This window comes from Flavobacterium sp. CS20 (assembly GCF_018080005.1).
Lineage (GTDB): Bacteria > Bacteroidota > Bacteroidia > Flavobacteriales > Flavobacteriaceae > Psychroflexus.
On sequence record NZ_CP073015.1, the window covers coordinates 1,883,696 to 1,908,270 of the forward strand.

The window sequence follows — 24,575 nt, forward strand, 5'->3', positions numbered from 1 at the left end:
AATCAGTAATTTCGTTTTAGAAAAAGTTTGATTTATGCTTGAAGATATTTTTTCAGCCATTCCCTTAGGATTATTTTTAGCATTTATGCTTGGTCCTGTTTTTTTTGTGTTATTAGAAACCGGCGCAATAAAAGGTTTTAGGGCGACTTTATCTTTTGATATTGGCGTATTGATAGCCGATGCTTTCTTTCTAATCATAGCTTATTTTGGCACCAATCCTTTACTAAACAGACTAAAAGACGACCCAGCACTTTACATTTTTGGCGGAACGGTTTTGCTGACCTATGGCATCATCACATTTATAAAAATTAGACGCACAACAATAACACCTGCAACTTTTGAATTCCAAAAGCTCAAAAACAGCGACTATATTCACATTGCAGTCAAAGGATTTTTGCTCAATTTTATCAATATTGGGGTTTTAGGGTTTTGGCTTGGCTTAATCATTATTTTTGGACCAAGTCTTGATATGCGACCCTTTAGATTGATCACGTTTTTTTCTACAATTTTGATAACTTACTTAGTCGTTGATATTTTTAAAATTTTACTGGCTAAAACTTTAAAACACAAACTCACACCAACTCGAATTGCAGTTTCTAAAAAAATTATAAGTATCCTTATTATTACTTTTGGGGTTATTCTTGTTTTAAGAGGCATCGTCCCAAAGCAAGTTTCAATAATAGAGCAAGAAGTAGAAGACAGAATTCATATAGAAACAGATTCTTTATAAAAGCAAATTTAGATAAAAGTAACTTAATCTATTGTTTCTATCAGTTTATGGTAGATACTTTCGTATTAGTTGTAGTATTTTTGTTATTTTAGTTTTAATTTAAAACCTTATCAAACTTTTAAAATTTATTTGCAGTTAATAGTTTTTTTATGACAATTCATCAACGCCTAAATTTTTTCATAAAAACCCGACAACACACCGAAAAAATCTGTAAACCTTTAAAAACAGAAGATTACGTTGTGCAAACCGTCGTTGATGTCTCGCCACCAAAATGGCATCTCGGCCATACCACTTGGTTTTTTGAAGAGTTTGTTTTAAAAACTCATCTTAATAATTATCAAATATTTCACCACGATTTTGCCTTTGTTTTTAATTCTTACTACGAAAGTGTAGGCGATAAAGTGATGAGAACCAACCGTGGTAATCTTTCCAGACCAAGTGTTGATAAAATCTATGACTATCGTAAATATGTCAACAAACATATGCAGCAATTGCTCGATTCACCTATTGATGATGAGTTGTGGAAAGTTATAGAAATTGGCATTCATCACGAAAAACAACATCAAGAACTCTTACTGACCGATATTAAATATATCCTTGGTCATAACCCGTTGTTTCCTGTTTATGACGAAACATTTAAAGAATTAAAAATTGAAACACAAAACCAAAACTGGATTGACATCAAAGAAGGTTTGTATGAAATTGGTCATAATAGCGACAGTTTTTGTTATGATAATGAGTTGGGGCGACACCAAGTTTATCTTGAAGATTTTAAAATCAGTAATCGTTTGGTGACCAATGCAGAATATTTAGAATTTATTGAAGATGGTGGCTACGATCAAGTTTTGCTTTGGCATGCCGAAGCTTGGGACTGGCTTCAACAAAACGATATTGCATCTCCAAAATATTGGCATTTCATCGATGGACAATGGATGAGATACAGTTTATCTGGATTACAAAAACTTAATTTGAAAGAACCATTAAGCCATATTTCTTACTACGAAGCATTCGCCTTTGCACAATGGAAAGCTATGCGTTTACCAACTGAGTTTGAATGGGAAGTTGCCCAAGCTCACTTTGATTGGGGACAAGCTTGGGAATGGACAGAAAGTGCTTATCTGCCTTATCCTAAATACCAAAAAGCAGAAGGTGCTTTGGGCGAATATAATGGCAAATTTATGGTCAACCAAAAAGTGCTGAGAGGAAAATCTATTGCAACACCACCACAACATAGCAGGTCAAGCTATCGCAATTTTTTTCACCCGCAACTCAGATGGCAGTTTAATGCTGTGAGGTTAGTAAAATCATAACGACACAAGGTAAAAATTTATATGAAAAAGATACAAACGCAATTTGAAAAAGACGTCATCAAAGGTTTAACAGATTACCCGAAACATTTACCGTCAAAATATATTTATGACCAACGTGGCGATAAGCTATTTCAAGAGATCATGGCGATGCCAGAATATTATCTCACCAACTGCGAGTTTGATATACTGAGTTTACATAAAACTGAAATTTGCGAAGCTTTTTCTCACGACAAAGGCTTCGACCTCATCGAACTCGGAGCTGGAGATGGCAAAAAAACCAAAATTCTTTTAAAAGAATTGGTAGCCAAAAATTATGATTTTGATTATCTCCCTATCGATATCAGTCAAAATGTGTTAGACGAATTGACTGCGACTCTAAAACACGAAATTCCAGAAGCCAAAGTTCAAGCCAAACAAGGAACTTATTTTGATGTGCTCTCTGAATTAGACCAATACCGCGACCGTAAAAAAGTGATTTTATTTCTCGGCTCTAATATTGGCAATTTGTTGCATAAAGATGCTATTGAATTTTTAAAAAAAATACAAGAGAATATGCACGATGATGATGTTTTATTTATGGGATTTGATCAAAAAAAACACCCGCAAACTATTCTGAATGCCTATAATGACGATACAAAAATCACCGAACAATTCAATAAAAACATTCTAAGGCGTATCAATCGTGAGTTTGATGCCAACTTTGATTTAGATCAATTTATGCAATGGGAAACTTATAACCCAGAAACAGGAACGGCTTTAAGCTATTTGGTCAGCTTAAAAGAACAATTTGTCAATATCAACAATCTCGACTTAAATATTAAGTTTGACGCTTGGGAAAGTATTCACGTTGAAATTTCACAAAAATACGACGATGCCGTTGTAGAATGGCTATCCGCACAATCTGGCTTAAAACCCATAAAAACTTTTTTAGACCAAAAAGGTTATTACAAAAACTATATTTTTAAGGCAACGAAATAGGGGGATAATTTATTTTTAAAAAACCCCAAAAAATATATTTAAAAGATTAAATTTGTAACCATTGTATAAGCTTTAATAAGATGGTTATAAAAGATTATTATTCACTTAATGAAACTGCTAAAATTGTTGGTAAAAGTAAAACCACATTAAGACGTTGGGATAAAGAAGGTATTCTTAACGCAGTTAGAGAGCCAGTTTCCAATTATAGAATGTATAAAAAAACAGATGTCCAAAACCTTCTCGGACAACTGTTTGATGAAATTGAAAACGAAACTGTTTCAAACTACACTGAAGCTGATAATCAATACAAAGTTTTAGAATTATTTGCTGGCGCTGGTGGTTTGGCTTTAGGACTTGAAAGAGCGGGTTTAAAGTGTGCGACTTTAAATGAAATCGACAAATGGGCTTGTCAAACCCTTAGGCAAAACAGACCAAGTTGGGAAGTCTATGAAGGTGATATTAAAAACTACGGTTTTGATGATTTAAAAAACAAAATAGACGTGGTTACAGGTGGTTTTCCTTGTCAAGCTTTTAGCTATGCAGGGAAAAAATTAGGACTTAAAGATGCAAGAGGAACTTTGTTTTATGAATTTGCAAGAATTGTCAATAATCTTAAACCAGCCATTTGTATAGGCGAAAATGTTCGGGGACTTTTAAGTCACGACAAAGGCAATACACTTCAGGGTATGATATCTATTTTAGACGAAATCGGATATAATGTTGTTCCTGTTCAAGTTTTAAAAGCTGTTCAATATCGAGTGCCTCAAAAACGAGAAAGGTTAATTATGGTTGGTATAAGAAAAGATATTGATGTTGAATACAGATATCCTAAACCACATCATAAAACGTATACACTAAAAGATGCCTTAAAAAAAAGCGACTTATTTAGCTGTGACGTTCCAAAATCTGACGGAGCAAAATATCCCGAGCACAAGAAAAAAGTATTAGACTTAATTCCACCAAAAGGTTACTGGAGAGATTTGCCCTTAGATTTGCAAAAGTCGTATATGGGTAAAAGTTTTTATCTTGGTGGTGGCAAAACAGGAATGGCAAGGAGAATAGGTTGGGATGAACCGTCATTAACCTTGACTTGTTGTCCTGCCCAGAAACAAACAGAAAGATGTCATCCAGATGAAACCAGACCTTTTACGGTTAGAGAATACGCTCGAATTCAAACTTTTCCAGATCAATGGGAATTTGCAGGCTCTACTGCTCAACAATATAAACAAATCGGAAATGCCGTTCCAGTCAATCTTGCGGAAGAATTAGGATATACTATTATTAAGTTTTTGAATACATACTATAAATCATTAAAACCTGAATAGTATCCATAATTTTCTGATGTTATTTGGTTTAATATTGAACGTTTAGATATTTTAATGTCATTTTCAATTTCTTCTAATGCAGAGTTTTCTGATTGCGTTTCTTTTGATTTTAAATGATTTAAATAGTCATCAATAGCTATAGGTAAAATTTTATATAAGTCAAAAAATGCCGTTTTGTTACCAGTTAATAATTCATAAAATTGATCTCCAGAAATTTTATAAACTCTACTATGGCTATATTCTTTTCCGTTAATGTCACCTTTCCAATGCTCATTAAAACTACTTTTAGCTAAAATTTGAACCCAATAACATTTTGCCTTTTTATAGTCATCTGCATATCTGGATAATTTTTGAAATAAAGCTTCAGACGAACTACTATTCATTGTGTTGTGTTTATTTTTGATGTCAGCAAAAAGTGTATTATCTTTTGCTTTTATATCAAATCCACTTAGTTTGCCAAGCTCATATCCCTTTATACCACTAAGTATATTTTCGTGAAAAGTACCAATCGAATTATTAATAGATTTATCAATTTGTCTTAAAATTTCATTTTCAATAAGGGTTTTCTCATTAAGTTTATTGAACTTACTATCAAAAGTTAATTTGATGGTATCAATTTTATTGTTGTAGAATTTCTTTTTTGTAACTTTTTTCTTTGCTTTTAAATATGAATGATGCAACTCTTTGATACAATAAAACAAGTGTTCATCTGAAATAAAATCAACATAGTTTTGCATAAGTAAATTTTTAAGTATTTAAATTTAATCAAACTTTTCTATAATTTCCCAAACCCAAACCCATTTTCTAAAAGGGTTTCAATAGCTTTTGACAACACCTTTTGCAAAGTGTCAAAAGCTTTGATGTTGTCGTGGCAAACTATAATACTGCCAGAAGTGGTGTTGTTGATGATGTTATCATATACTTTTTGGTGGGGCAATTTAGAACTATAATCTTTACTCAAAACAGACCACATTATCACATCATAGTCCAAGTTGAGAACGGCTTTTGATTGTGCCGATGTCATTTTACCATAAGGCGGTCGAAATAAAGACGTGTTGACCCCAAATTCATTGATGATCTTTTGAGTATTTTGGATGTTATCAAGATATTTTTCTGTCGTGGTTTTCCAACCTTTTAGATGGTTGTAAGTATGATTTCCAATACTGTGATTTTGTTTTAAAATTTCTTTGAAAATCTCAGGGTGTTTATCAATATTTTCTCCTACACAAAAAAACGTGGCTGGAATTTGATATTGTTTTAAAACATCCAAAACCCAAGGTGTAACTTCGGGAATTGGTCCATCATCAAAAGTTAAATAAATACGTTTTTCAGTATTGGGTTTTTCCCAAATATAATTATTAAAATAGCGACTTACTAAAGCCGGTGTTTTAGCAGGTATCATTCCGGTTGTTCAGGTATTGTATCTGTTTGAGAAGAATCTCCCGAGTTTAAAAGTTTATTCATCAAATCTTCTTTAGACGGCGTTTCTTCAAGTTGATTGCCATAATCAAAAAGTTCTAAATACGAATTAAAGGTTTCAGCTTCTTTTTGCATCATTTCATCGTCTTGAACGTAAATCAACATATCCACTAACGAACGGTAACGCTGTATTTCGGTTGAAATCTCTTCAGCCAATTGACTTTGTCTATCATAGTTTAGGCTACTAAAATACCTGAGTTTTTCTTGATATTTTTTGGCGACATCTTGCCATATAGCTCTGGCTTTTTCAGTCTTATCTATTTTGTAATAAACTTCAATAATCGGATTGAGTAATGTGTAATATCCAAAGTATTTTACAGGCATTTTTTCCATAGCCAAATCCAGAACATTTTCAGCTTTTTCATATTTCTTCTCTTTAGCTAATGAATCTGCCAATCTTGCCATATTACTTCGGTAAGTAATCGAGTTTCTTCGGGTTTCGGTATCGTAATAAATATTGTCTTTGCCACTATTTTTCCAATCCCAATTCATTACGATGTCATACATTTTTTCAGTATCAATTCTACCCATATCCACATCGGTTTTAGGGTTGAAATCGGTTTTTATCGGGACAAGTTTATAGCAAACGCCATCGAGTTGCAAGTAATCTTTCATCCAAAGAAAATCCGCACTGTCATAACTTCCACCAGTGAAATAAATAGGGCGTTTCCATTCTGTATTTGCCAAAACATCAAGCATCAATAATCGATGTTTATAAACCAACGAACCTGGAATTTTTATCACAATTTCATCAACAATCTTATCAAGATCTTTAGCTTTGACAATTCCAGAATTTATTGCATTTTTTTTGTTGACAGGAATTCTGATGTGTTTAGTAGGAAAGGTATTCACCCATTGACCGCTTTGTAATTCAGCTTTGGTGCGTTTATCATCTAATTTTATAAATTTTATCCAAGTATCAATATCTAAAGTATCGGGATAATTTTTATTTTCATTAAACCAAACAGCTTCATTGGTGCCATAGCTGTAGTCTTCGTGTTCCAAATAGGTTTTTAGTGGATCGCTTTTGTAAGCTTTTCGTCGCATTTGGTCAATATACCAATCCGTGGCAAAAAGTTGCGTATTCACCACGCGAACATCGGTGCGGTAACCCAAAATCTCTTGAGCAAACCACAGTGCAAAAGTATCATTATCTCCAATGGTAAATAAAATGGCGTTTTCGTCAACCGAATCCAGATATTTTTTAGCCATCGTCAAAGCTGAATAGCGGTTAGAACGGTCGTGGTCATCCCAATTTTCACTCGCCATCAGCACAGGTGCGACCAAAAGACAAACCACACTGACTAAAGGCACAAGAATTTTAGATGACAAATATTGCCTAAAACTATCGTAAATGCTAAATACGCCAAAGCCAATCCACATACAATACACATAAAACGAGCCCACCAAAGCATAATCGCGCTCACGTGGTTCAAACGGACGTTCATTGAGATAAATTTTTAAAGCAATACTTGTAAACAAAAAGAAAACCAGTAATATCCAAAACGACTTTTTATCTTTTTGATAATGGAACAATAAACCAATAATTCCTAAAATCAATGGTAAAAAGAAATACGTATTTCTCGCTTTATTGGTTTTCATATCAGTGGTCAATTCATCTTGATTGCCCAATCGCCATTCGTCAATAAAATTGATACCACTGATCCAATTGCCATTCAAATCTGTGCCTTGACCTTGAATATCGTTTTGTCGGCCAGCAAAATTCCACATAAAATACCGCCAATACATATACATAAATTGGTGCTCAATCATATATGAAAAGTTAGCAAACGCCGATGGTTTTTCAACATCGAGATACGGAGCAAAATCTTTTAAAAAAGAAATATAACCTTCAGCGCCAATTTTACCATCATCATAATCCTTTCTGAATTGATTTACAATTTGCGTCAATTCTTCACTGCCTTGATAATCGGGTTTTATGGTAAACTCAATAGGACCCGTATAAGCTAAGTAATTTTTAGCATGTTCAAAACTCCACATCCTTGGCAAAAAAGTTTTATGCTTGCTGTTCGGGTTTTGTTTTGCGTTTTTATAATCATTTACAATCACATATTTGCCAAGTTCCTCATCTCGCTCATACTTAGGTTCTTCATCAGAATAAGGGTTGTCTGGGTCAAGTCCAGCAAACATATCTGTAAATTGTGGTCCGTAAAACAATTTCACCTCAGGATATTGATCCCGATTATAGTAAGCCAAAAGCGCTTGTGCACTACTCGGATTGTTTTCGTTGATGGTCGTACCCGCATTGGCACGTATAGGCAACATAATCCAACTTGAGAAACCTATGAAAATAAACAGAATACTCAACACCACTGAATTAATCACTGGATAACCTTTTTGCCGCGTAAATTTTAAAGCAAAAATGAAAAAAGCAATGACCACCAAACCAGCTATGACAGTCCCAGAGTGAAAAGGCAAGCCAACAGTATTCACAAAAAACAACTCAGATTTAGCAAAAAATGTCAAACTATAAGGCAGTAGAAACTTAAATATAAACATCAAAGCCCCTAAGATAATCAGACTTGACACCACAAAGTTTTTAATCGTAATAGTTTTTGTGTTTTTAAAATAATACATATATCCAATCGCAGGAATAGTCAGCAATCCCATAAAATGCACCCCAAAAGACAAACCGACAATAAAGCTGATCAAAATCAACCAACGGTTGCCACGCGGTTTGTGCATATCGCGTTCCCAAAGCAAACCCACATAAAACAGAATAGACATAATGCACGACGCCATAGCATACACTTCGGCTTCAACTGAATTAAACCAAAAACTATCAGAAAAAGTTAAGCTCAAAGCCCCAATAAACGCGACACTCAAAACCATAATTTGTCTGCTCACAGTAGCATTTTCTAAGTCAGGATATATTTTTCTAAACAACAAAACCACACTCCAAAACATAAACAACACCGCAAAAGCCGCCGAAAGTCCAGACATAAAGTTAATCATCAATGCAATTTGAGATGCTTCAGGTGCGAAGATAGAAAACACTGCACCCAACATTTGATAAAGCGGTGCACCTGGCGGATGACCCACCTGCAATTTTGAAGAGGTTGCTATATATTCACCCGCATCCCAAAAGCTCAAAGTCGGTTCAAGCGTCATCGAATAAGTTACCAATGCTATGGCAAAAGCCAACCAAGCTACAATTTTATTCCATTTACTAAAATTAAATCCACTCATCTATCTCTGATTGATTTGAAGTTGCTAAAATAATAATTTTAAAACCTTGACCCATAAATTTATAGGATATTCCAAAATATACTTTGGCAAGCTTGTAAGTCTTTAGGGCTGGTAGCTGGGTTATCCGCTATATTCTCGCACAATGTGAGAGATGCCACTACTCTTGTGTTGATAAATATTTTATTTATTGAATTTCATCAGAAACCCCTGCTTGAACCCAACACAAAAGGCAAAACTTAAATTTTAAAAATTCACAAAACCCTAACGATTAAAGCAGAAAAACAATAAACTTCAAATGATAAAATTTCTTTAAAATTTGCTCGTATAAGCCATTTCAAAACCTTTTTGATAAATTATGATTTATAATTGTAACAAATTTGTATTTTTAACACTTATACAATAATGAATCTAAAATTAATCAAAATGAAAAAACAAGTAATCATCAGTATGTTGATGAGTCTATTTGTCGCCGTTAGTTTTGCACAAAAAATAGACTACGAAACTTATCAACTCTCAAATGGTCTTGATGTTATTTTGCATCAAGATAATTCTGCCCCAGTTGTCACCGTTGGTGTGATGTATCACGTTGGTGCCAAAGACGAATCACCAGGCAGAACTGGTTTCGCTCACTTTTTTGAGCATTTACTATTTGAAGGTACCAAAAACATTGAAAGAGGAAAATGGTTTGACATTGTCTCTGCCAATGGCGGAAGAAACAACGCCAATACCACGCAAGACAGAACTTACTACTACGAAACTCTCCCTTCAAATGCCTTAGAACTTGGCTTATGGATGGAATCTGAACGTATGCTTCATCCCGTAATTAATCAAGTTGGGGTCGATACTCAAAATGAAGTGGTCAAAGAAGAAAAAAGAACCCGTATTGACAATGCACCTTACGGCAAAATTGCCTACTCAACTGGTGTTAACAAACACTTATTCAAAAAACACCCTTACAAAAATTCCGTGATAGGAACGATGGATGATTTGGATGCCGCCAAACTTGAAGAATTTAAAGCTTTCTTTGACAAATATTATGACTCAAATAATGCAACTCTTGTTGTTGCTGGTGATATCAAAATTGGCGAAACCATTAAATTGATCAAAAATTATTTTGGAACCATCCCTTCAAAACCAGAAATTGAACGTGTCAATATTAAAGAAGACCCTATTCAACATAAAATTGAAGTTACTGAATATGATAGTAACATTCAAATCCCTTTAAAAGCATTTGTTTACAGAACACCTTCTATGAAAGATAGAGATGCTTATGTTTTAGATATGATATCACAACTACTTTCTGGAGGCAAAACTTCAAGACTCTATAAAAGAATGGTCGATGATGACAAAATTGCTCTTCAAGTTTTAGCTTTTGCTCGATCTATGGAAGATTACGGCACCTATCTAATTGCAGATTACCAATGGGCGACAATTCTTTAGATAAATTGACCACGGTTATGGATGAAGAAATAGAAAAACTAAAAACCGAATTGATTTCAGAAAGAGAACTCGAAAAATTACAAAACACTTTTGAAAACAGATTTGTAAGCTCAAACAGCTCGGTTCAAGGTATTGCAAGATCATTAGCCACATATCACACCCTTTATGGCGATGCGAGTTTGATTAACAATGAAATTGATATCTACAAAAGTATAACCAGAGAAGAAATCAAAGAAGTAGCCAACAAATATCTTCAAGAAGACAAACGTTTAGAAATAGACTATTTACCAGAAAACGACAATTAAAAATATATAATTATGAAATTCAAATTTAGCTACCTATTGCTATTATGTTTTGTAACAACAGGTCTTGTTGCACAAATAGATAGAACCCAAATGCCAAAACCAGGTCCAGCACCTGAAATCAATCTTGGCGAACCAGATACATTTGAAATGAGTAACGGTCTTGAAGTTTTGGTTGTAGAAGACCATAAACTGCCAAGGGTTTCTGTAAGATTGGTCATTGATAACAAACCACACCGTGTTGAAAAACCTGGAGTTGAAGACTTAACTTCTGCTTTGCTTGGTACAGGAACCAAAAACTTAAGCAAAGATGAATACAACGAAGAAATAGAATTTCTCGGGGCTAATGTAAGTTTGGGAGCAGAATATGCCTATGCTAGCTCGCTCAAAAAATACTTCCCACGTGTGTTTGAATTGATGGCAGATGGAGCTTTAAACCCTGTTTTTACACAAGAAGAATTTGACTCTGAAAAAAATAAACTCATCGAAAGTTTAAAAGCCAATGCCAAAAATGTGGGTGCAATTGCCAGTCGTGTAAGCTCAGTTTTAGCTTACTCAACAAATCACCCATACGGGCAATATACAACTGAAGAAAGTGTTGAAAAAATAACATTACAAGATGTTCAGAACTACTATCAAAACTATTTTGTTCCAGGAAATGCATACATGGCATTTGTTGGTGATATAAATAAAAAAGAAGCAAAAAAGTTAGTCAATAAATATTTTAAAAATTGGAAAGCAGAAACAGCACCAGAATTTTCTTTGCCACAACCAAGAAAAGCACAATTCAGACAAATTGATTTTGTCAATATGCCTAATGCCGTGCAAAGTGAAATCATCGCTCAAAACACAGTTGATTTAAAAATGTCAGATAAGGACTATTTTCCTGTTTTGGTGGCTAATCAAATTTTGGGTGGCGACTTTGGCAGTTATCTAAACATGAATTTAAGAGAAGATAAAGGTTATACTTATGGTGCAAGATCAAGTATTGGTGCAGACCGTTATGCCTCTCGTTTTAGGGCTTCAGTTAGTGTAAGAAACGAAGTAACAGATTCTGCTGTGGTTGAAATCCTCAAGGAAATTAAACGCATCAGAACAGAACTTGTTGATGCTCAAAAACTTGAAGATACTAAGAAAAAATTTGCTGGTAACTTTGTTTTAAAACTTGAGCAACCTTCAACGGTAGCTAATTATGCTTTAAACATAAGAACAGAAAAACTTCCTGAAGATTTTTATAAAACCTATTTGCAAAAAATCAATGCAGTTACTAAAGAAGATATCAAACGTGTGGCGACAAAATATTTTGATATCGATCATTTGCAAATTGTCGTTGCAGGTAAAGGCTCAGAAGTTGTTGAAAATCTTGAAAAAATTAAGTTTGAAGGTAAAACTGTTCCAGTATTGTATTACGACAAATACGGTAACAAAATCGATAAGCCTGAATTTAATAAACCGTTGCCAAAAGGCGTAACTGTTCAAACTGTATTTGACGATTATATCAAAGCTATTGGTGGTAAACAGAAAGTTAAAGCGATTGATAATTTGACAATGAAAGGAACTATGTCTGCTGGACCACAAACCTTAAACATAGAAATGGTGTCAACTGCCAAAGATCAAGTCTATTTTGAGCTTGGAATGTCAGGTATGGTAATGAGCAAAATGGTGATTAATGGTGATAGAGGATACAATGCAGGTCAAGGTCAAAAGAAAGATATGACTCCTGAAGAAGTCAAAGAAAATTTAAAGACTTCAAGTTTGTTTCCAGAACTCAAAGCTCCAAACAACTTAGAACTTATAGGAATTGAATCTACCGATAACGGTGATGCTTATGTAGTTAAAATTTCTGATAAAACTAAAACGTATTATAGTGTAAAAACAGGTTTAAAAATAAAAGATGTTTCAGTTGAAGAGCAAATGGGGCAAACTTTTGAGTCAACGGTTAAATACCAAGACTACAAGCCAGTTGAAGGCGTCCTAATTCCACATAGTATGACACAATCTGTAGGGCCACAAAACTTTGATATCAAATTTACTGAAATCAAGGTTAATCAAGACATTCCTGAATCTAAATTTCAATAAACAATTTCTTAGCTTAATTGTAAAAACCTCGCCAAACTTTTGGTGGGGTTTTTTGTTTTTTCAAAGGTCTAAACATGGATGTATTCGTCTTAGCTTTAAGAGTGAAAATAAGCTTATCAGAATAATAATGATGGCCTGTATTTTGAGTTGACAAAAATGCAGTCAGACAATCCAACACAACTTGGAGTGAAAGCAATACAATTTTACTTGCTTTAGCCATTACAGTTTTTTGAAAACTACTTCGATAACCTATCGTCTATCTACTGCTGACATAAATAACATGAGTTTGATTTAAGTAACTAATTAAATAAAACCGTCAAATTGAGTAATTTTTCGGAGTAAAACGAAGAATCCTGAAATTTGTCAAGAGTATCGAAATTAGGCTATATGATGAAAATACAAGTGTTATTCTTTATCTTTGAGATTAAAAAAGTCATTATATGTTATTAGTCGAACCAAAGTTAAGTTAAAAGTTGAAATTATTATTCTTCACCTAAAATTTCATCAACTTTTTGTCTAAGGACATTTCCTCTTAAGTTTTTGGCAACAATCACGCCATTTTCATCAATTAAAAACGTGGCAGGAATAGACCTTACGCCCCATTCTTTAGCGATAGGCTCATTCCAATATTTGAGGTTTGAAATATGATACCAATCCATTTTATCATCCTTAATTGCCTTTTCCCAACTACTTTTGTTTTTATCTAAAGACACGCTTATAATAGAGAAACCTTTGTCCTTGTAATCATTGTAAACACTCACAACATTTGGGTTTTCCATACGACAAGGTTTACACCAAGACGCCCAAAAATCAATTAAAGTAAGTTTGCCCATAGCGTCTTTTAAAGATAAAACATCGCCACCTGGTGTTGGAGCTTCAAACATTTCAACTTTGGCACCAATATCAGTTTTAGACATTTTAGCAATATTTTCCGCCAGAAGTTTACCTAATGTATGATCTTTTACCTCGTCAGAAAAACTATTGTAAATAGATTTAATGTCTGAATTTGGTAATTTTTTACTCGACATTAAATCTGATAAAGCCAAAGCGACCACTATTGAATTTGGATTTGATTCTGCCATTTTTTTTCTAAAAGCAATGTCTTGGTCTTGAAGAAGCTTTTGTTTTTTTCTTAAGCTATTTAAAGTTTCACGGTCTTGATTCATCATGGCTTTACGCATATCTTGACCTAATTTATTCATAGCATTGGCTGAAGCTTTCAATGTATCCATATAAGTCATTAAAAGTTCATTGTGCTTTCCACCCATGATTTTTGAGCTTCTTAGGCTATCTTTATACAAAACAGCCTCGATTGATTCGTCTTCATTTACAAAAAATAAATTGCTGTTAACGCCTTCTATCGTAAACATGTTGAGTTGTTGTGGCTCTCCTTCTTCTAAATCTAAAGAAAATTGACCGTTCATCACTTCTACAGTATCCACAGGCACAGGTTGATTGTTTTCTCCTAATTTAGAAAAATATACTTTTGTGCTATCCTTAACACCATCTATCTGAGCTGTAAAATCTGCTTTTTTACTTTGACAGGCAACAACCATAAGTATTGAAAATACACTTAAAACTAATCCTTTCATATTCTAAAAATTTTATTACAAAAATAAATAATGAAAAATATAAAACTGACTTAATCTTATAATATATTGTTAATTTGTAGTTTAACTCTATGAAACTACTCCCAAAAATTTGATTAATTTTAAAACTATTTTTTTAGAAACAAGAAGAAAATTCACATCAGAATCCAAAGTAAAAATAGCCATTGAAACTTTAAAAAAATCGAGATTTTATCGTAACTATCAAATGTTTTATATTCATGCTAATCAAATCTGCTGACTTCCACAAATTAACAACCAAAATTAAAAAGAGTAGAGATTTGCCTATGCTCATCTGTTAATATCAATATTTTTTTTAATTTTTCTTAGGTGTTGTAATATCAATTCCAAAGATGCTATGTGTGATTTCAATTACTTTTTCAGGCGATAAGTCTGATTTCTTTTCTTTCAGCTGTCTTTCTAACTCTTTGTTCACCTTATATGCTATAAAATTCAAGCAGACATGAATCTCTATTCTTCATTGCTTGTAATGATAGATAGGTCTTGTTTTTAGGTCAGTTTTTGTGATTCTAAAGGTGGCAAGCAGGTTTTATAAGGAATGTTTATGAGATATTCAAAATAAACATTCGGTATTAGTTAGCAGTGATTAAACTGCCTTTATAATAACCGCTGATCTCACGACCTAAATTGTCAACTCCAGAAAATTCTATTTCGTATTCTGGGCTGTTGCTGATGACTTGAAGATTTCCTTCAACCAAAAAAGGAGGTTCATCGATTTCAGTCTCTGAACTGATGTCAATGTTTTCTAATATAGCAAAGATACTCAAAGGTTTGTCCTGTGATTTCAGAAAAATCTACTAAGGGATATTCGCCTTCTACTAAATCTTGATTCGAGTCGGTAAAAAGATCAAAATTAATCAAATTGACTATGTTGTTTTCTGGTACTGGTTGACCATTCACTATAACAATGTTAGTATCAACTAAGGTAATACCAAAATTGGTTAGATTGTTAAAAGTGCCAAAATTTTCAATAACACCAGCTTTAAGTTCAAGCTCTGTGTTGCCAATTTTTAAAAAGTTATTGTTTTCTACAACATTGACATCATCGTCGCTAGAGCAAGAAAAATTTACTAAAGTTAAAACGAGACACATTAAAAGTAAATTGATTTTTTTCATGATTAGATCGATTATAATTTAATTTCAATTTTACAACAAATAATCAACATAAATCGATGTTAGGTTATAATATTTCTTTAGTCAGATTAAGATTGTGTAATTTTGCGTTTTTTCAATCAGTTTTAATATAACTTCTATGCGATATGAAAGATTTTAAACGCTATACCATTACAGCAGCTTTACCTTATACCAACCACTCTATTCACATTGGGCATTTGGCTGGTGTTTATGTTCCAGCAGATATTTACGCTCGTTATTTAAGATTACAAAATAAAGATGTGCTTTTTGTCTGCGGTAGCGATGAACACGGCGTACCGATTACTATTAAAGCCAAAAAAGAAGGCGTTTCACCACAAGATATCGTGGATCGATATCACAATATGATCAAGTCTTCTTTTAAAGAGTTTGGTATTGCCTTTGACCATTATGGCAGAACAACATCCAAAACGCATCAAAAAACTGCTTCTGATTTTTTTATGACTTTATACGATAATGATAAATTTATAGAACAAACCACCGAGCAACTTTATGACAAAGAAGCTCAACAGTTTTTAGCTGATAGATTTGTAATCGGCACTTGTCCCAAATGTGGTCACGAAGAAGCTTACGGCGATCAATGTGAAAAATGCGGTATTTCCTTAATGCTACAGATTTAATCAACCCAAAATCTACTATCACAAAAAACAAACCCACGCTTAAAACAACCAAGCATTGGTTTCTACCACTTGACCAATACAGTGACTTCTTAAAACAGTGGATTATAAAAGAGCATAAAAAAGACTGGAAACCCAATGTTTACGGTCAATGCAAATCGTGGATTGATGAAGGATTACGCCCAAGAGCTGTAACACGCGATTTAGATTGGGGTATTTCTGTGCCATTAAAAGATGCTGAAGGCAAAGTGCTTTATGTTTGGTTTGACGCCCCAATAGGATATATTTCATTTACAAAAGACTGGGTAAAACAAGTTGGTAAAAACTGGGAAGATTATTGGAAAAATAAAGACACCAAGTTGGTCCATTTTATAGGAAAAGACAATATTGTATTTCACTGCATTATCTTTCCGTGTATGCTTAAAGCTGAAGGCAGTTTTAAGTTGCCAGATAATGTACCTGCTAACGAATTTCTCAATCTTGAAGGACAAAAACTATCCACATCAAAAAACTGGGCGGTTTGGTTGCACAAATATTTAGAAGATTTTCCAAACCAACAAGATGTGTTGCGTTATGTTTTAACTGCCAATGCTCCAGAAACTAAAGACAATGATTTTACATGGAAGGACTTTCAAGCCAGAAACAACAACGAACTCGTGGCTATTTATGGAAATTTTATCAACCGTGTAGCTGTTTTAACCCATAAATATTACGGCGGAAAAGTGCCACTTGCAAATGATTTACAACCCATAGACCAAGAAACACTTGAAGAGATTAAAAAATTTCCTAAAAAAATTGGAGAGTCTATTGAAAAATACCGCTTTAGAGAAGCTCAGCAAAAATTGATGGAATTGGCTCGATTGGGCAACAAATATTTAGCTGATGAAGAACCTTGGAAGCATTTTAAAACCAACCCCAAACGGACTCAAAACATCATGTTTGTTGCTTTGCAAATCTCAACGGCTTTAGCTGTGCTAAGTGAACCTTTTTTACCACATACTTCTGAAAAATTAAGCCGTATGTTAAGACTAAATTCATTAGCTATTGATCTCAATTGGTCAAATATTGCCAAACACAAAGTTTTACTTCCTGTTGACCATTATATAGAAAAAGCTGAATTGTTGTTTTCTAAAATTGAAGACCAACAGGTTCAATTTCAATTAGATAAATTAAAACAAAGTAAGATTGATAACAATACGGCTAAAGTAGAATTGACACCACAAAAAAAGCAAATCACATTTGACGATTTTAGCAAATTAGACATTAGAACTGGAAAAATTATCGACGCCAAAAAAATGCCTAAAACTAAAAAGCTCATGGTTTTAAAAGTTGATATCGGTTTAGAACAAAGAACTATTGTTTCAGGTATAGCTGAATACTTTAAAGCTGAAGAAATAATTGGCAAACAAGTAAGTGTTGTCATCAACCTTAAGCCCATTAAATTGAGAGGAACACTTAGCGAAGGTATGATATTAATGACCGAAAATAAAAAAGGTGAATTAGTATTTATAAACCCAGATGTTGAAACCCCGTGTGGAAAAACAATAGCTTAATTGTCAATTTCTGATTGTATAGACTTTAAAGCATGGTTGTAACAAGTGTTAAAATCATTTTGAGAAACATCAATAGGTTGGTGAACTTTAAATAAAATTTTTACCCCAATAGGCAGTGGAAACATGCCATATTGCTGAAGTTGCCATGAGTTTTTAATACTTACTGGAATCAAAATAGCATCTGGACAGTTTTCGATTAAGGTTTTTAACCCATTTTCTGAAAAACGCTTAAGCTGACCATCACGACTTCGTGTGCCTTCAGGAAAAATAACTCCTGAATGCTTGTTTTTGCTGAGATACTGACCAAAGTTTTTAATGGCTTTTACGGCTTTTTCACTATCTTTTCTATCAATTAAAACCGATCCACCGTGCCGTAAATTATAAGAAACTGATGGAATGCCTTTGCCGAGTTCTTTTTTGCTGATAAATTTTGGATGAATTTTTCTTAAATACCAAATCAATGGCGGAATATCATACATACTTTGGTGGTTAGCCACGATGATATGTGGCTTATCTTTGTCTAACTTATAGGTATTATCAAAGCTAATGCGAGTTCCAAGCAAGTTTAGACATCGCATAATAAAAAAATTAAGCCAATCTACACAGATCTTATGAGCTTGATAGCCAAAACCGCGATGTGCAATAAACTGAAGCCCATGAAAAACAACCAAAACCAAACCAAAAGCCAAGTAAAAAATGATTGAAAGTGGATAGGATAAAATTTTTTTCATAAGATATAAACTGACTTGGTGATTTTGTGTGATATAAAAAAATCCTCTGCAAAGGCAAAGGATTTAATTTTTAAAAACGATGTTTATAAATAAAACGTTGTGATTTTGCAAGTTTGCAAAAGTCATATTAGCAATGCTCATCAAAAGTCGCTTTAAGGTTATCGGCTATCATTTCTGCAGGACGACCTTCAATATGGTGACGCTCAAGCATGTGAACCAATTCACCATCTTTAAACAAAGCAATAGAAGGTGAGCTCGGCGGAAATGGCACCATATATGAACGGGCTTTGTCTGTTGCTTCGGTATCAACACCAGCAAAAACCGTATAAAGATTTTCTGGTGTTTTATCATGGTCAACAGCCATTTTTGCACCTGGTCTAGCATTGGCTTCCGCACAACCACAAACTGAATTAACCAAGACTAAAGCCGTACCGTCTTGAGTTAGTGCATTATCTACATCTTGGGCTGACAATAGCTCTTTAAAGCCTACTGTTGTCAACTCATCTTTCATGGGTTTTACTAATTCTGGTGGATACATAATTTCAAATTTTAATGCAAATATACAAATTAAGACTGTGATAAGTTAAGACTTTTGGATAGGAAAAAGGTTAAAAAACACAAAATATAGTGTAAAAAAATCAGAAAATTAAAAACACTTAATTCTCCTAAGAATATTGTTGATACTATATTTAATGTATCATAAGTTATATACATTTGTAAATCAAATTAAGCAATTATGTCCATCAAATATTGTTCTGCAGAAGAAGCTGTCAATCTCATAAAATCTAATCAACGTATTTTTTTTCAAGGTGTCGCCATGACACCAAAAATTCTCATCGATGCATTATGTCAACGTTACAAAGAAATAGATGGTATAGAAATTATACAAATGCACACCGAAGGCGAAGCTAAATATACAGAAGATCCTTATCAACAATCATTTAAAATCAATTCGTGTTTTGTTGCTGGTAATGTTAGGCGAGCAATTAATGGACCAAAAGGCGACTATATTCCTATATTTTTAAGTGAGATAGATCAATTGTTTAGACGAAATATTCTACCGCTTGATGTTGCCTTTATTCATGTATCTCCGCCTGATAAACATGGCTATTGTTCATTAGGCACTTCTATTGATGTGACAATTGCCGCTATGGAAACGGCAAAAATAGTTGTAGCACAAATCAACCCACAAGTGCCGCGTTCACACGGTGATGGTATCATTCATATCAGTCAAATTGATGCTGCGGTGCAAGTTGATGAGCCTATTTTTGGGCATGATGCTGTTACACCAAACGAAATTGATGCCAGTATTGGTAAAAATATCGCCGAATTGGTTGAAGATGGTGCCACATTACAAATGGGAATTGGTGCTATTCCAAATGCAGTTTTAAATAATTTGACTCATCATAAACAGTTGGGTATTCATACTGAAATGTTTTCAGATGGCATTTTGCCCTTAGTTGAAAAAGGCATTATCACAGGCGAAAACAAACATATAAAACCAGGTAAAATTGTCACTTGTTTTGCAATGGGCTCTCAAAAACTTTACGACTTTATAGACGATAATCCCTTTGTGCATTTTAAAGAAGCCAGTTATACCAACGATACGGCTATAATTCGGTTAAATCCAAAAGTAACAGCCATTAATTCAGCTATTGAAATTGACATTACAGGTCAGGTTTGTGCTGATACTATTGGGCAATTTCAATTTTCTGGCGTAGGTGGTCAAATGGATTTTATTCGTGGTGTCGCTTTATCTGATGGTGGCAAAGCTATTATTGCTATGCCATCAGTAACCAAGAAAGGCGTTTCTAAGATTGTCCCTTTTCTTAATCAAGGTGCTGGTGTAACCACAACACGTGCCCACGTGCATTACGTTGCGACGGAATACGGCGTAGTTGATTTATTTGGAAAAAATATGAAACAACGTGCTCAAGCCTTAACTTCAATTGCACATCCCAATCATAGAGAAGCACTTGAAAAAGCGACTTATGAACGTTTTGGAGAGTTTTAAGATTAGATAATAACATTAAACTTTTAGAAATTATTTTAAAGGTGAAAGATAAGTAGCTTTTTCTTATCTATATCATGAAAATTATCTGTTTATTTCTCATAAATTTGATGTTTTTAAACTATATGATTTTTGACTTATTCTCGGTTGATTTGGTTTCACTATATTTATCATTATCCTTGTAGCCAAAACTTCTGAAAATTGAAAATAGCATTAAATAGGATTTCCTTAGAAAGTCAGAATTTAAAGTTATAGATTTCGGATTTGTTATAAATAGAATGGCTACAATCCAACCATTTAAAACCCTTGAAACGCTTAGGATTGTGCATTGGCTTTTCCATAGTTTGCAAATATTCGATTGTGAATGGATTTATCCATTTTCTATTATTTCAATTTCTTCCCTGTAAGTTCTAAGTTTTCCTGCCATACGGTCTCGTAGCACAGTGTAAAAACACGACACTAACTTTTCAATTTTAGCCGTTATGTTTTTTGAAATCTATTTTGAGTTCTTTTTCAAGACAGGTTTTTACATAAGGTTTTAATCCCTTGAAACTGAATAGTAGATTTTTAAACCCAAACTCACATAATATATCCTAAAACCTTTAGTTTTACCATTATGCAAAAGTATCTTGTGGTTTTAAGCTTATGGTTCAGTGCGTCACTTGTGGCACAAAACCAGCCTATAACTAAGGTGCTTCAAGTCTCGGATAGTATTCAAATTGATACCACAAGCATCAGTCCTTTTGACTTTAAAGCGGTTTCGCTCGACAATAAAACGATTGATAGCAGTTGGTATGATGTAAGTTTTAGAAAAGCAATGTTGTATCCCAAAGACTCGCTTAAAAATACTTTTGAAAAAATTAAAATCAACTATTATCCATTACCTGAATTTCTAACCCAAAACTACAGCCTTTACGATCCTAAAATCATTATCACCGCCCGTCAAAATAAAGACAGCTATTTTGACTTAATAAAAGAGAGAGACAAAGAGTTTATATCGCCATTTCAAGGTTTAAATACAAGCGGTAATATTTCAAGAGCGGTTGTGATTGGCAATAATCAAAATGCCGTTACGCAATCTGAATTGGACTTGCAAATTTCAGGACAAATTTCACCCAATGTAAGTTTACGAGCCTCTATTCAAGATGCTAATGTGCCAACTCAAGACAATGGATTTTCGCAACGTTTAGACGAATTTGACCAAATATTTATTGAATTGCAAGGCTCGAGTTGGGGTATTCGTGCAGGTGATATCGACTTGATAGAAGACCAATCGTTTTTTGCCAGTTTCACCAAACGTGTGCAAGGTCTAAAGGTTGATGCCGAATTTGGTGAAGATCAACAAACCCAAGCCGGTATTGCAGGTGCTTTAGTCAGAGGTGTTTTTGCGAGAACGCAATTGACGGCTCAAGAAGGCAATCAAGGTCCATATAAAATCAGAGGACCAAATGGAGAACTTTTTGTTTTAATAGTATCTGGTAGCGAAGCTGTTTTCGTGAACGGAAGACGACTGCAACGTGGCGAAAATTACGATTATATCATCAACTACAACGCAGGTGAAATCATATTTAATTCTACATTTCCGATTACTTCTGAAATGCGGATTATAGTCGAATACCAATTTACCGAGCAAAATTTCACACGGGTTGTCGCTCAAGCCAAAACCAGTCATCAAAGCGAAAACTGGGGCATCAATGGGATGTATTTCACAGAAAGTGACCTAAAAAATCAACCTCTGCAACAAAGTCTAAACGAGTTTCAAGTTCAAGCGTTAGCCGAAGCTGGTGATGACCAAGCTCAAATGTTTGTGCCAAGTGCCCAAGAAACAGAGTTTTCTGAAAACAGAATTTTATATAAAAAAGAAATTATCAATGGCATAGAAGCTTTTGTGTTTTCTAATGACCCTGAAGACACTTTGTTTAGCGTAACCTTTACAGAAGTCGGACAAAATCAAGGCAACTATATTTTAAGCAACACCACAACAGTTACAAGTATATATGAGTTTGTGCCACCAGAAAATGGTGTACCACAAGGAAATTTTGAACCTATTCAACAGCTTATTGCTCCACAAAATCTACAAGTGGCTATGGTGAATGGATACTATAATATTTCTAAAAAAACCGCTATTGATTATGAAATAGCTTTAAGCGACAACGATAAAAACTTATTTTCTGACCTTGATGACGACAACAACACAGGACTTGCAGCAAGGATGAATATCACGCAAAATTTAATACAAACCCAAGACAGCCTTAAGCTTGATGTAGGTTTAGATGTTAATTTTATTGAAGATAATTTTACATCCATTCAACGCCTGTTTAATGTAGAATTTACAAGAGACTGGAATATTGAAAATCCTTTGGGAAATCAACTGTTAACTGATGCTTACACAAGATTGAACTGGAAAGATCAAATTTTTTCAACTTATAGATTTAATCATTTAGAGTTTTCAGAAAATTTCAAAGGCGATAAACATCAACTGCAAACGCTAATGGATTGGAATCCTGTTCAACTTCAACTGAATGCCAGTGTTTTAAACTCAGATTCCAACCAGTTTGAATCTGAATTTATTCGGCTCAATGCTCAATCGACTTATAGTTTTGATAAATATTGGGTTGGAGCGAGCATCGATTTAGAAGACAATCAAGAATTAAATAAACAAACCGACAGCCTAACCGCCAAATCGCAACGTTTTACAGATTACGAAAGTTTTGTTGGCATAGGCGACAGCACAGCGGTTTTTGCTCAGTTGGGCTATCGGTATCGACAAACCGATAGTATAGCTCAAGGCATTTTAGCCAAAGCTTCTATCTCAAATGATATTTATTTGAAATCTACTTTAGTTCAAAATGAATCGACACAGTTGCGTTTTTTTGGAAATTACAGAAAAATTAAATTCAACAGGCCCAACGCTCAAGACAAAGAAAATGTGAATGTGCGTTTGCAATACAACCAGTTTTTATTTGATAGAAAACTGAATTTACGCACCACTTATGAAACCAATAGCGGAAGTATAGCCCGTCAAGATTTCACTTTTGTTCAAGTTGACCCAGGTCAAGGTCAATACACGTGGATTGATTTTAATGAAAATGGTGTTCAAGAACTCAATGAGTTTGAACTCGCCCAATTTCAAGATCAAGGCGAATACGTAAGAATTTTGTTGCCCAATCAAACCTTTGTTGGGGTGAATCAAAATCGATTTTCTGAACAATTAACCTTAAATTTAAGAGCTTGGGAAAGTGAAGAAGGATTGAAAAAAGTTTTATCTCACTTTTTTAACCAAAGTGCCTTTAACATTGACAGAAAACTGGCACGAGACGGTAATGCTATACAAATTAATCCTTTTAGCTCTGATGGAGCTGAAGAATTAGCTTTGGTCTCTAATTTTAGAAACACCTTGTTTTTTAATCGAGGCAGACAGCACTTTACCAATTCTTACACTTTTATTTCTAATACTAATAAAAACTTATTAAGCATTGGTTTACAGGAAAATAAACTAACAAATCACCAATGGGATGTTTTGCATAAATTTGGAGAATCGTGGCTCTTAAATACCAATTTGAGTTATGCTGAAAACGAAAGCATTTCTGAAAACTTTACCAATCGCAATTTCAAACTTCAAGCAGAAGAAGCCCAACTCAAGATATCATATTTATTTTCTGACCAAAAACGCTTTGATGCTTTTTATGAATTTAAGAATCAAGAAAATGTTTCAGGAAATGAAACCTTAACGCAACAAGCTTTAGGCACATCCTTTACTTTTATCAAAGGCAACAAGTATAATATTAACGGTGAATTCAAATACATCAAAAACGACTTTGAAGGCAACAGCTTTTCGCCAGTGGCTTTTCAAATGTTAGAAGGTTTACAACCTGATGATAATTTTACGTGGACACTTTTTGCACAGCGTAAAATCACGTCGTTTTTAGATTTAAATTTAAATTATTCAGGTCGAAAATCTTCAGACTCTAAAACAATTCACACTGGGAGTGTTCAGCTAAGAGCTTATTTTTAAATTTCCCCCATCAAA

15 protein-coding genes and 2 pseudogenes are annotated in these 24,575 nt (G+C 33.9%); 9 read left to right on the plus strand and 8 right to left on the minus strand.

Annotation, left to right across the window (positions count from 1 at the left end; genetic code table 11):
* Positions 1 to 34 precede the first annotated feature (34 nt).
* The 4 genes from IGB25_RS08930 (at position 35) to dcm (ending at position 4,343) form a co-directional block, all read left to right on the plus strand.
* Positions 35 to 730, plus strand: coding sequence for a LysE family translocator (locus tag IGB25_RS08930; RefSeq protein ID WP_211064707.1), 696 nt, complete (start codon positions 35 to 37; stop codon positions 728 to 730).
* A 149-nt stretch (positions 731 to 879) separates the two neighbouring features.
* Positions 880 to 2,040 carry an ergothioneine biosynthesis protein EgtB gene (egtB, locus tag IGB25_RS08935; RefSeq protein WP_211064708.1) on the plus strand — a complete coding sequence of 387 codons (1,161 nt, stop codon included), beginning with the start codon at positions 880 to 882 and terminating at the stop codon, positions 2,038 to 2,040.
* Between the two features lie 21 nt (positions 2,041 to 2,061).
* A complete protein-coding gene (locus tag IGB25_RS08940) occupies positions 2,062 to 3,018 on the plus strand; it encodes an L-histidine N(alpha)-methyltransferase (protein ID WP_211064709.1) in 957 nt (318 codons plus the stop codon).
* 80 nt (positions 3,019 to 3,098) lie between these two features.
* Positions 3,099 to 4,343 (plus strand): DNA (cytosine-5-)-methyltransferase, encoded by a 1,245-nt coding sequence (gene dcm / locus IGB25_RS08945; RefSeq protein WP_211064710.1) that lies wholly within the window; start codon positions 3,099 to 3,101, stop codon positions 4,341 to 4,343.
* Here dcm and IGB25_RS08950 read toward each other — a convergent pair.
* From IGB25_RS08950 to IGB25_RS08960, 3 genes are read right to left on the minus strand one after another with little or no spacing between them, the layout of a single operon-like run.
* A complete protein-coding gene (locus tag IGB25_RS08950) occupies positions 4,319 to 5,080 on the minus strand; it encodes an Eco47II family restriction endonuclease (RefSeq protein WP_211064711.1) in 762 nt (253 codons plus the stop codon). The genes dcm and IGB25_RS08950 overlap by 25 nt on opposite strands.
* Before the next feature lie 38 nt (positions 5,081 to 5,118).
* Positions 5,119 to 5,745 carry a polysaccharide deacetylase family protein gene (locus IGB25_RS08955; protein ID WP_211064712.1) on the minus strand — a complete coding sequence of 209 codons (627 nt, stop codon included), beginning with the start codon at positions 5,743 to 5,745 and terminating at the stop codon, positions 5,119 to 5,121.
* Positions 5,742 to 9,032, minus strand: coding sequence for a DUF2723 domain-containing protein (locus IGB25_RS08960; RefSeq protein ID WP_211064713.1), 3,291 nt, complete (start codon positions 9,030 to 9,032; stop codon positions 5,742 to 5,744). The genes IGB25_RS08955 and IGB25_RS08960 overlap by 4 nt, the downstream gene beginning before the upstream one ends.
* Before the next feature lie 453 nt (positions 9,033 to 9,485).
* On the opposite strand from IGB25_RS08960, the pseudogene IGB25_RS08965 reads away from it, so the two are divergent.
* Positions 9,486 to 10,777, plus strand: a pseudogene (locus tag IGB25_RS08965) (M16 family metallopeptidase).
* A 12-nt stretch (positions 10,778 to 10,789) separates the two neighbouring features.
* On the plus strand, positions 10,790 to 12,853 hold the full coding sequence (locus IGB25_RS08970; protein WP_211064714.1) for a pitrilysin family protein: 2,064 nt from the start codon (positions 10,790 to 10,792) through the stop codon (positions 12,851 to 12,853).
* Between the two features lie 482 nt (positions 12,854 to 13,335).
* Here the strand turns inward: IGB25_RS08970 and IGB25_RS08975 are convergent, their stop codons facing one another.
* The 3 genes from IGB25_RS08975 to IGB25_RS08985 all read right to left on the minus strand — a co-directional run bounded on the left by IGB25_RS08975 (position 13,336) and on the right by IGB25_RS08985 (position 15,597).
* Entirely contained in the window at positions 13,336 to 14,445 is a 1,110-nt protein-coding gene (locus tag IGB25_RS08975) for a thioredoxin-like domain-containing protein (protein ID WP_211064715.1), read from the minus strand.
* A gap of 608 nt (positions 14,446 to 15,053) precedes the next feature.
* The gene (locus IGB25_RS08980; protein ID WP_211064716.1) at positions 15,054 to 15,248 is read right to left on the minus strand and encodes a hypothetical protein; all 195 of its coding nucleotides are present in this window, start codon (positions 15,246 to 15,248) and stop codon (positions 15,054 to 15,056) included.
* A complete protein-coding gene (locus tag IGB25_RS08985; protein ID WP_211064717.1) occupies positions 15,217 to 15,597 on the minus strand; it encodes a hypothetical protein in 381 nt (126 codons plus the stop codon). The genes IGB25_RS08980 and IGB25_RS08985 overlap by 32 nt, the downstream gene beginning before the upstream one ends.
* A 143-nt stretch (positions 15,598 to 15,740) precedes the next feature.
* Here IGB25_RS08985 and metG point away from each other — a divergent pair.
* Positions 15,741 to 17,803 (plus strand): annotated as a pseudogene (gene metG / locus IGB25_RS08990) (methionine--tRNA ligase).
* Here metG and IGB25_RS08995 read toward each other — a convergent pair.
* Both IGB25_RS08995 and IGB25_RS09000 read right to left on the minus strand, forming a co-directional pair.
* On the minus strand, positions 17,800 to 18,534 hold the full coding sequence (locus tag IGB25_RS08995) for a 1-acyl-sn-glycerol-3-phosphate acyltransferase (protein WP_211064718.1): 735 nt from the start codon (positions 18,532 to 18,534) through the stop codon (positions 17,800 to 17,802). The pseudogene metG and the gene IGB25_RS08995 overlap by 4 nt on opposite strands.
* Positions 18,535 to 18,661: 127 nt before the next feature.
* Positions 18,662 to 19,072 carry a BrxA/BrxB family bacilliredoxin gene (locus tag IGB25_RS09000; protein WP_211064719.1) on the minus strand — a complete coding sequence of 137 codons (411 nt, stop codon included), beginning with the start codon at positions 19,070 to 19,072 and terminating at the stop codon, positions 18,662 to 18,664.
* A 198-nt stretch (positions 19,073 to 19,270) separates the two neighbouring features.
* Between IGB25_RS09000 and IGB25_RS09005 the strand changes: the two genes are divergently transcribed.
* Positions 19,271 to 20,548, plus strand: a complete 1,278-nt coding sequence (locus IGB25_RS09005) for an acetyl-CoA hydrolase/transferase family protein (protein WP_211064720.1) — start codon at positions 19,271 to 19,273, stop codon at positions 20,546 to 20,548.
* Positions 20,549 to 21,161: 613 nt separating this feature from the next.
* The gene (locus tag IGB25_RS09010) at positions 21,162 to 24,560 is read left to right on the plus strand and encodes a hypothetical protein (RefSeq protein ID WP_211064721.1); all 3,399 of its coding nucleotides are present in this window, start codon (positions 21,162 to 21,164) and stop codon (positions 24,558 to 24,560) included.
* The last annotated feature ends 15 nt before the right edge of the window (positions 24,561 to 24,575 follow it).

Bases quoted from the DNA above. Each gene is read 5' to 3' on its own strand.
- IGB25_RS08930 (WP_211064707.1), top strand. From the start codon at position 35: ATGCTTGAAGATATTTTTTCAGCCATTCCCTTAGGATTATTTTTAGCA.
- egtB (WP_211064708.1), top strand. From the start codon at position 880: ATGACAATTCATCAACGCCTAAATTTTTTCATAAAAACCCGACAACAC.
- IGB25_RS08940 (WP_211064709.1), top strand. From the start codon at position 2,062: ATGAAAAAGATACAAACGCAATTTGAAAAAGACGTCATCAAAGGTTTA.
- dcm (WP_211064710.1), top strand. From the start codon at position 3,099: ATGGTTATAAAAGATTATTATTCACTTAATGAAACTGCTAAAATTGTT.
- IGB25_RS08950 (WP_211064711.1), bottom strand. From the start codon at position 5,080: ATGCAAAACTATGTTGATTTTATTTCAGATGAACACTTGTTTTATTGT.
- IGB25_RS08955 (WP_211064712.1), bottom strand. From the start codon at position 5,745: ATGATACCTGCTAAAACACCGGCTTTAGTAAGTCGCTATTTTAATAAT.
- IGB25_RS08960 (WP_211064713.1), bottom strand. From the start codon at position 9,032: ATGAGTGGATTTAATTTTAGTAAATGGAATAAAATTGTAGCTTGGTTG.
- IGB25_RS08970 (WP_211064714.1), top strand. From the start codon at position 10,790: ATGAAATTCAAATTTAGCTACCTATTGCTATTATGTTTTGTAACAACA.
- IGB25_RS08975 (WP_211064715.1), bottom strand. From the start codon at position 14,445: ATGAAAGGATTAGTTTTAAGTGTATTTTCAATACTTATGGTTGTTGCC.
- IGB25_RS08985 (WP_211064717.1), bottom strand. From the start codon at position 15,597: ATGAAAAAAATCAATTTACTTTTAATGTGTCTCGTTTTAACTTTAGTA.
- IGB25_RS08995 (WP_211064718.1), bottom strand. From the start codon at position 18,534: ATGAAAAAAATTTTATCCTATCCACTTTCAATCATTTTTTACTTGGCT.
- IGB25_RS09000 (WP_211064719.1), bottom strand. From the start codon at position 19,072: ATGTATCCACCAGAATTAGTAAAACCCATGAAAGATGAGTTGACAACA.
- IGB25_RS09005 (WP_211064720.1), top strand. From the start codon at position 19,271: ATGTCCATCAAATATTGTTCTGCAGAAGAAGCTGTCAATCTCATAAAA.
- IGB25_RS09010 (WP_211064721.1), top strand. From the start codon at position 21,162: ATGCAAAAGTATCTTGTGGTTTTAAGCTTATGGTTCAGTGCGTCACTT.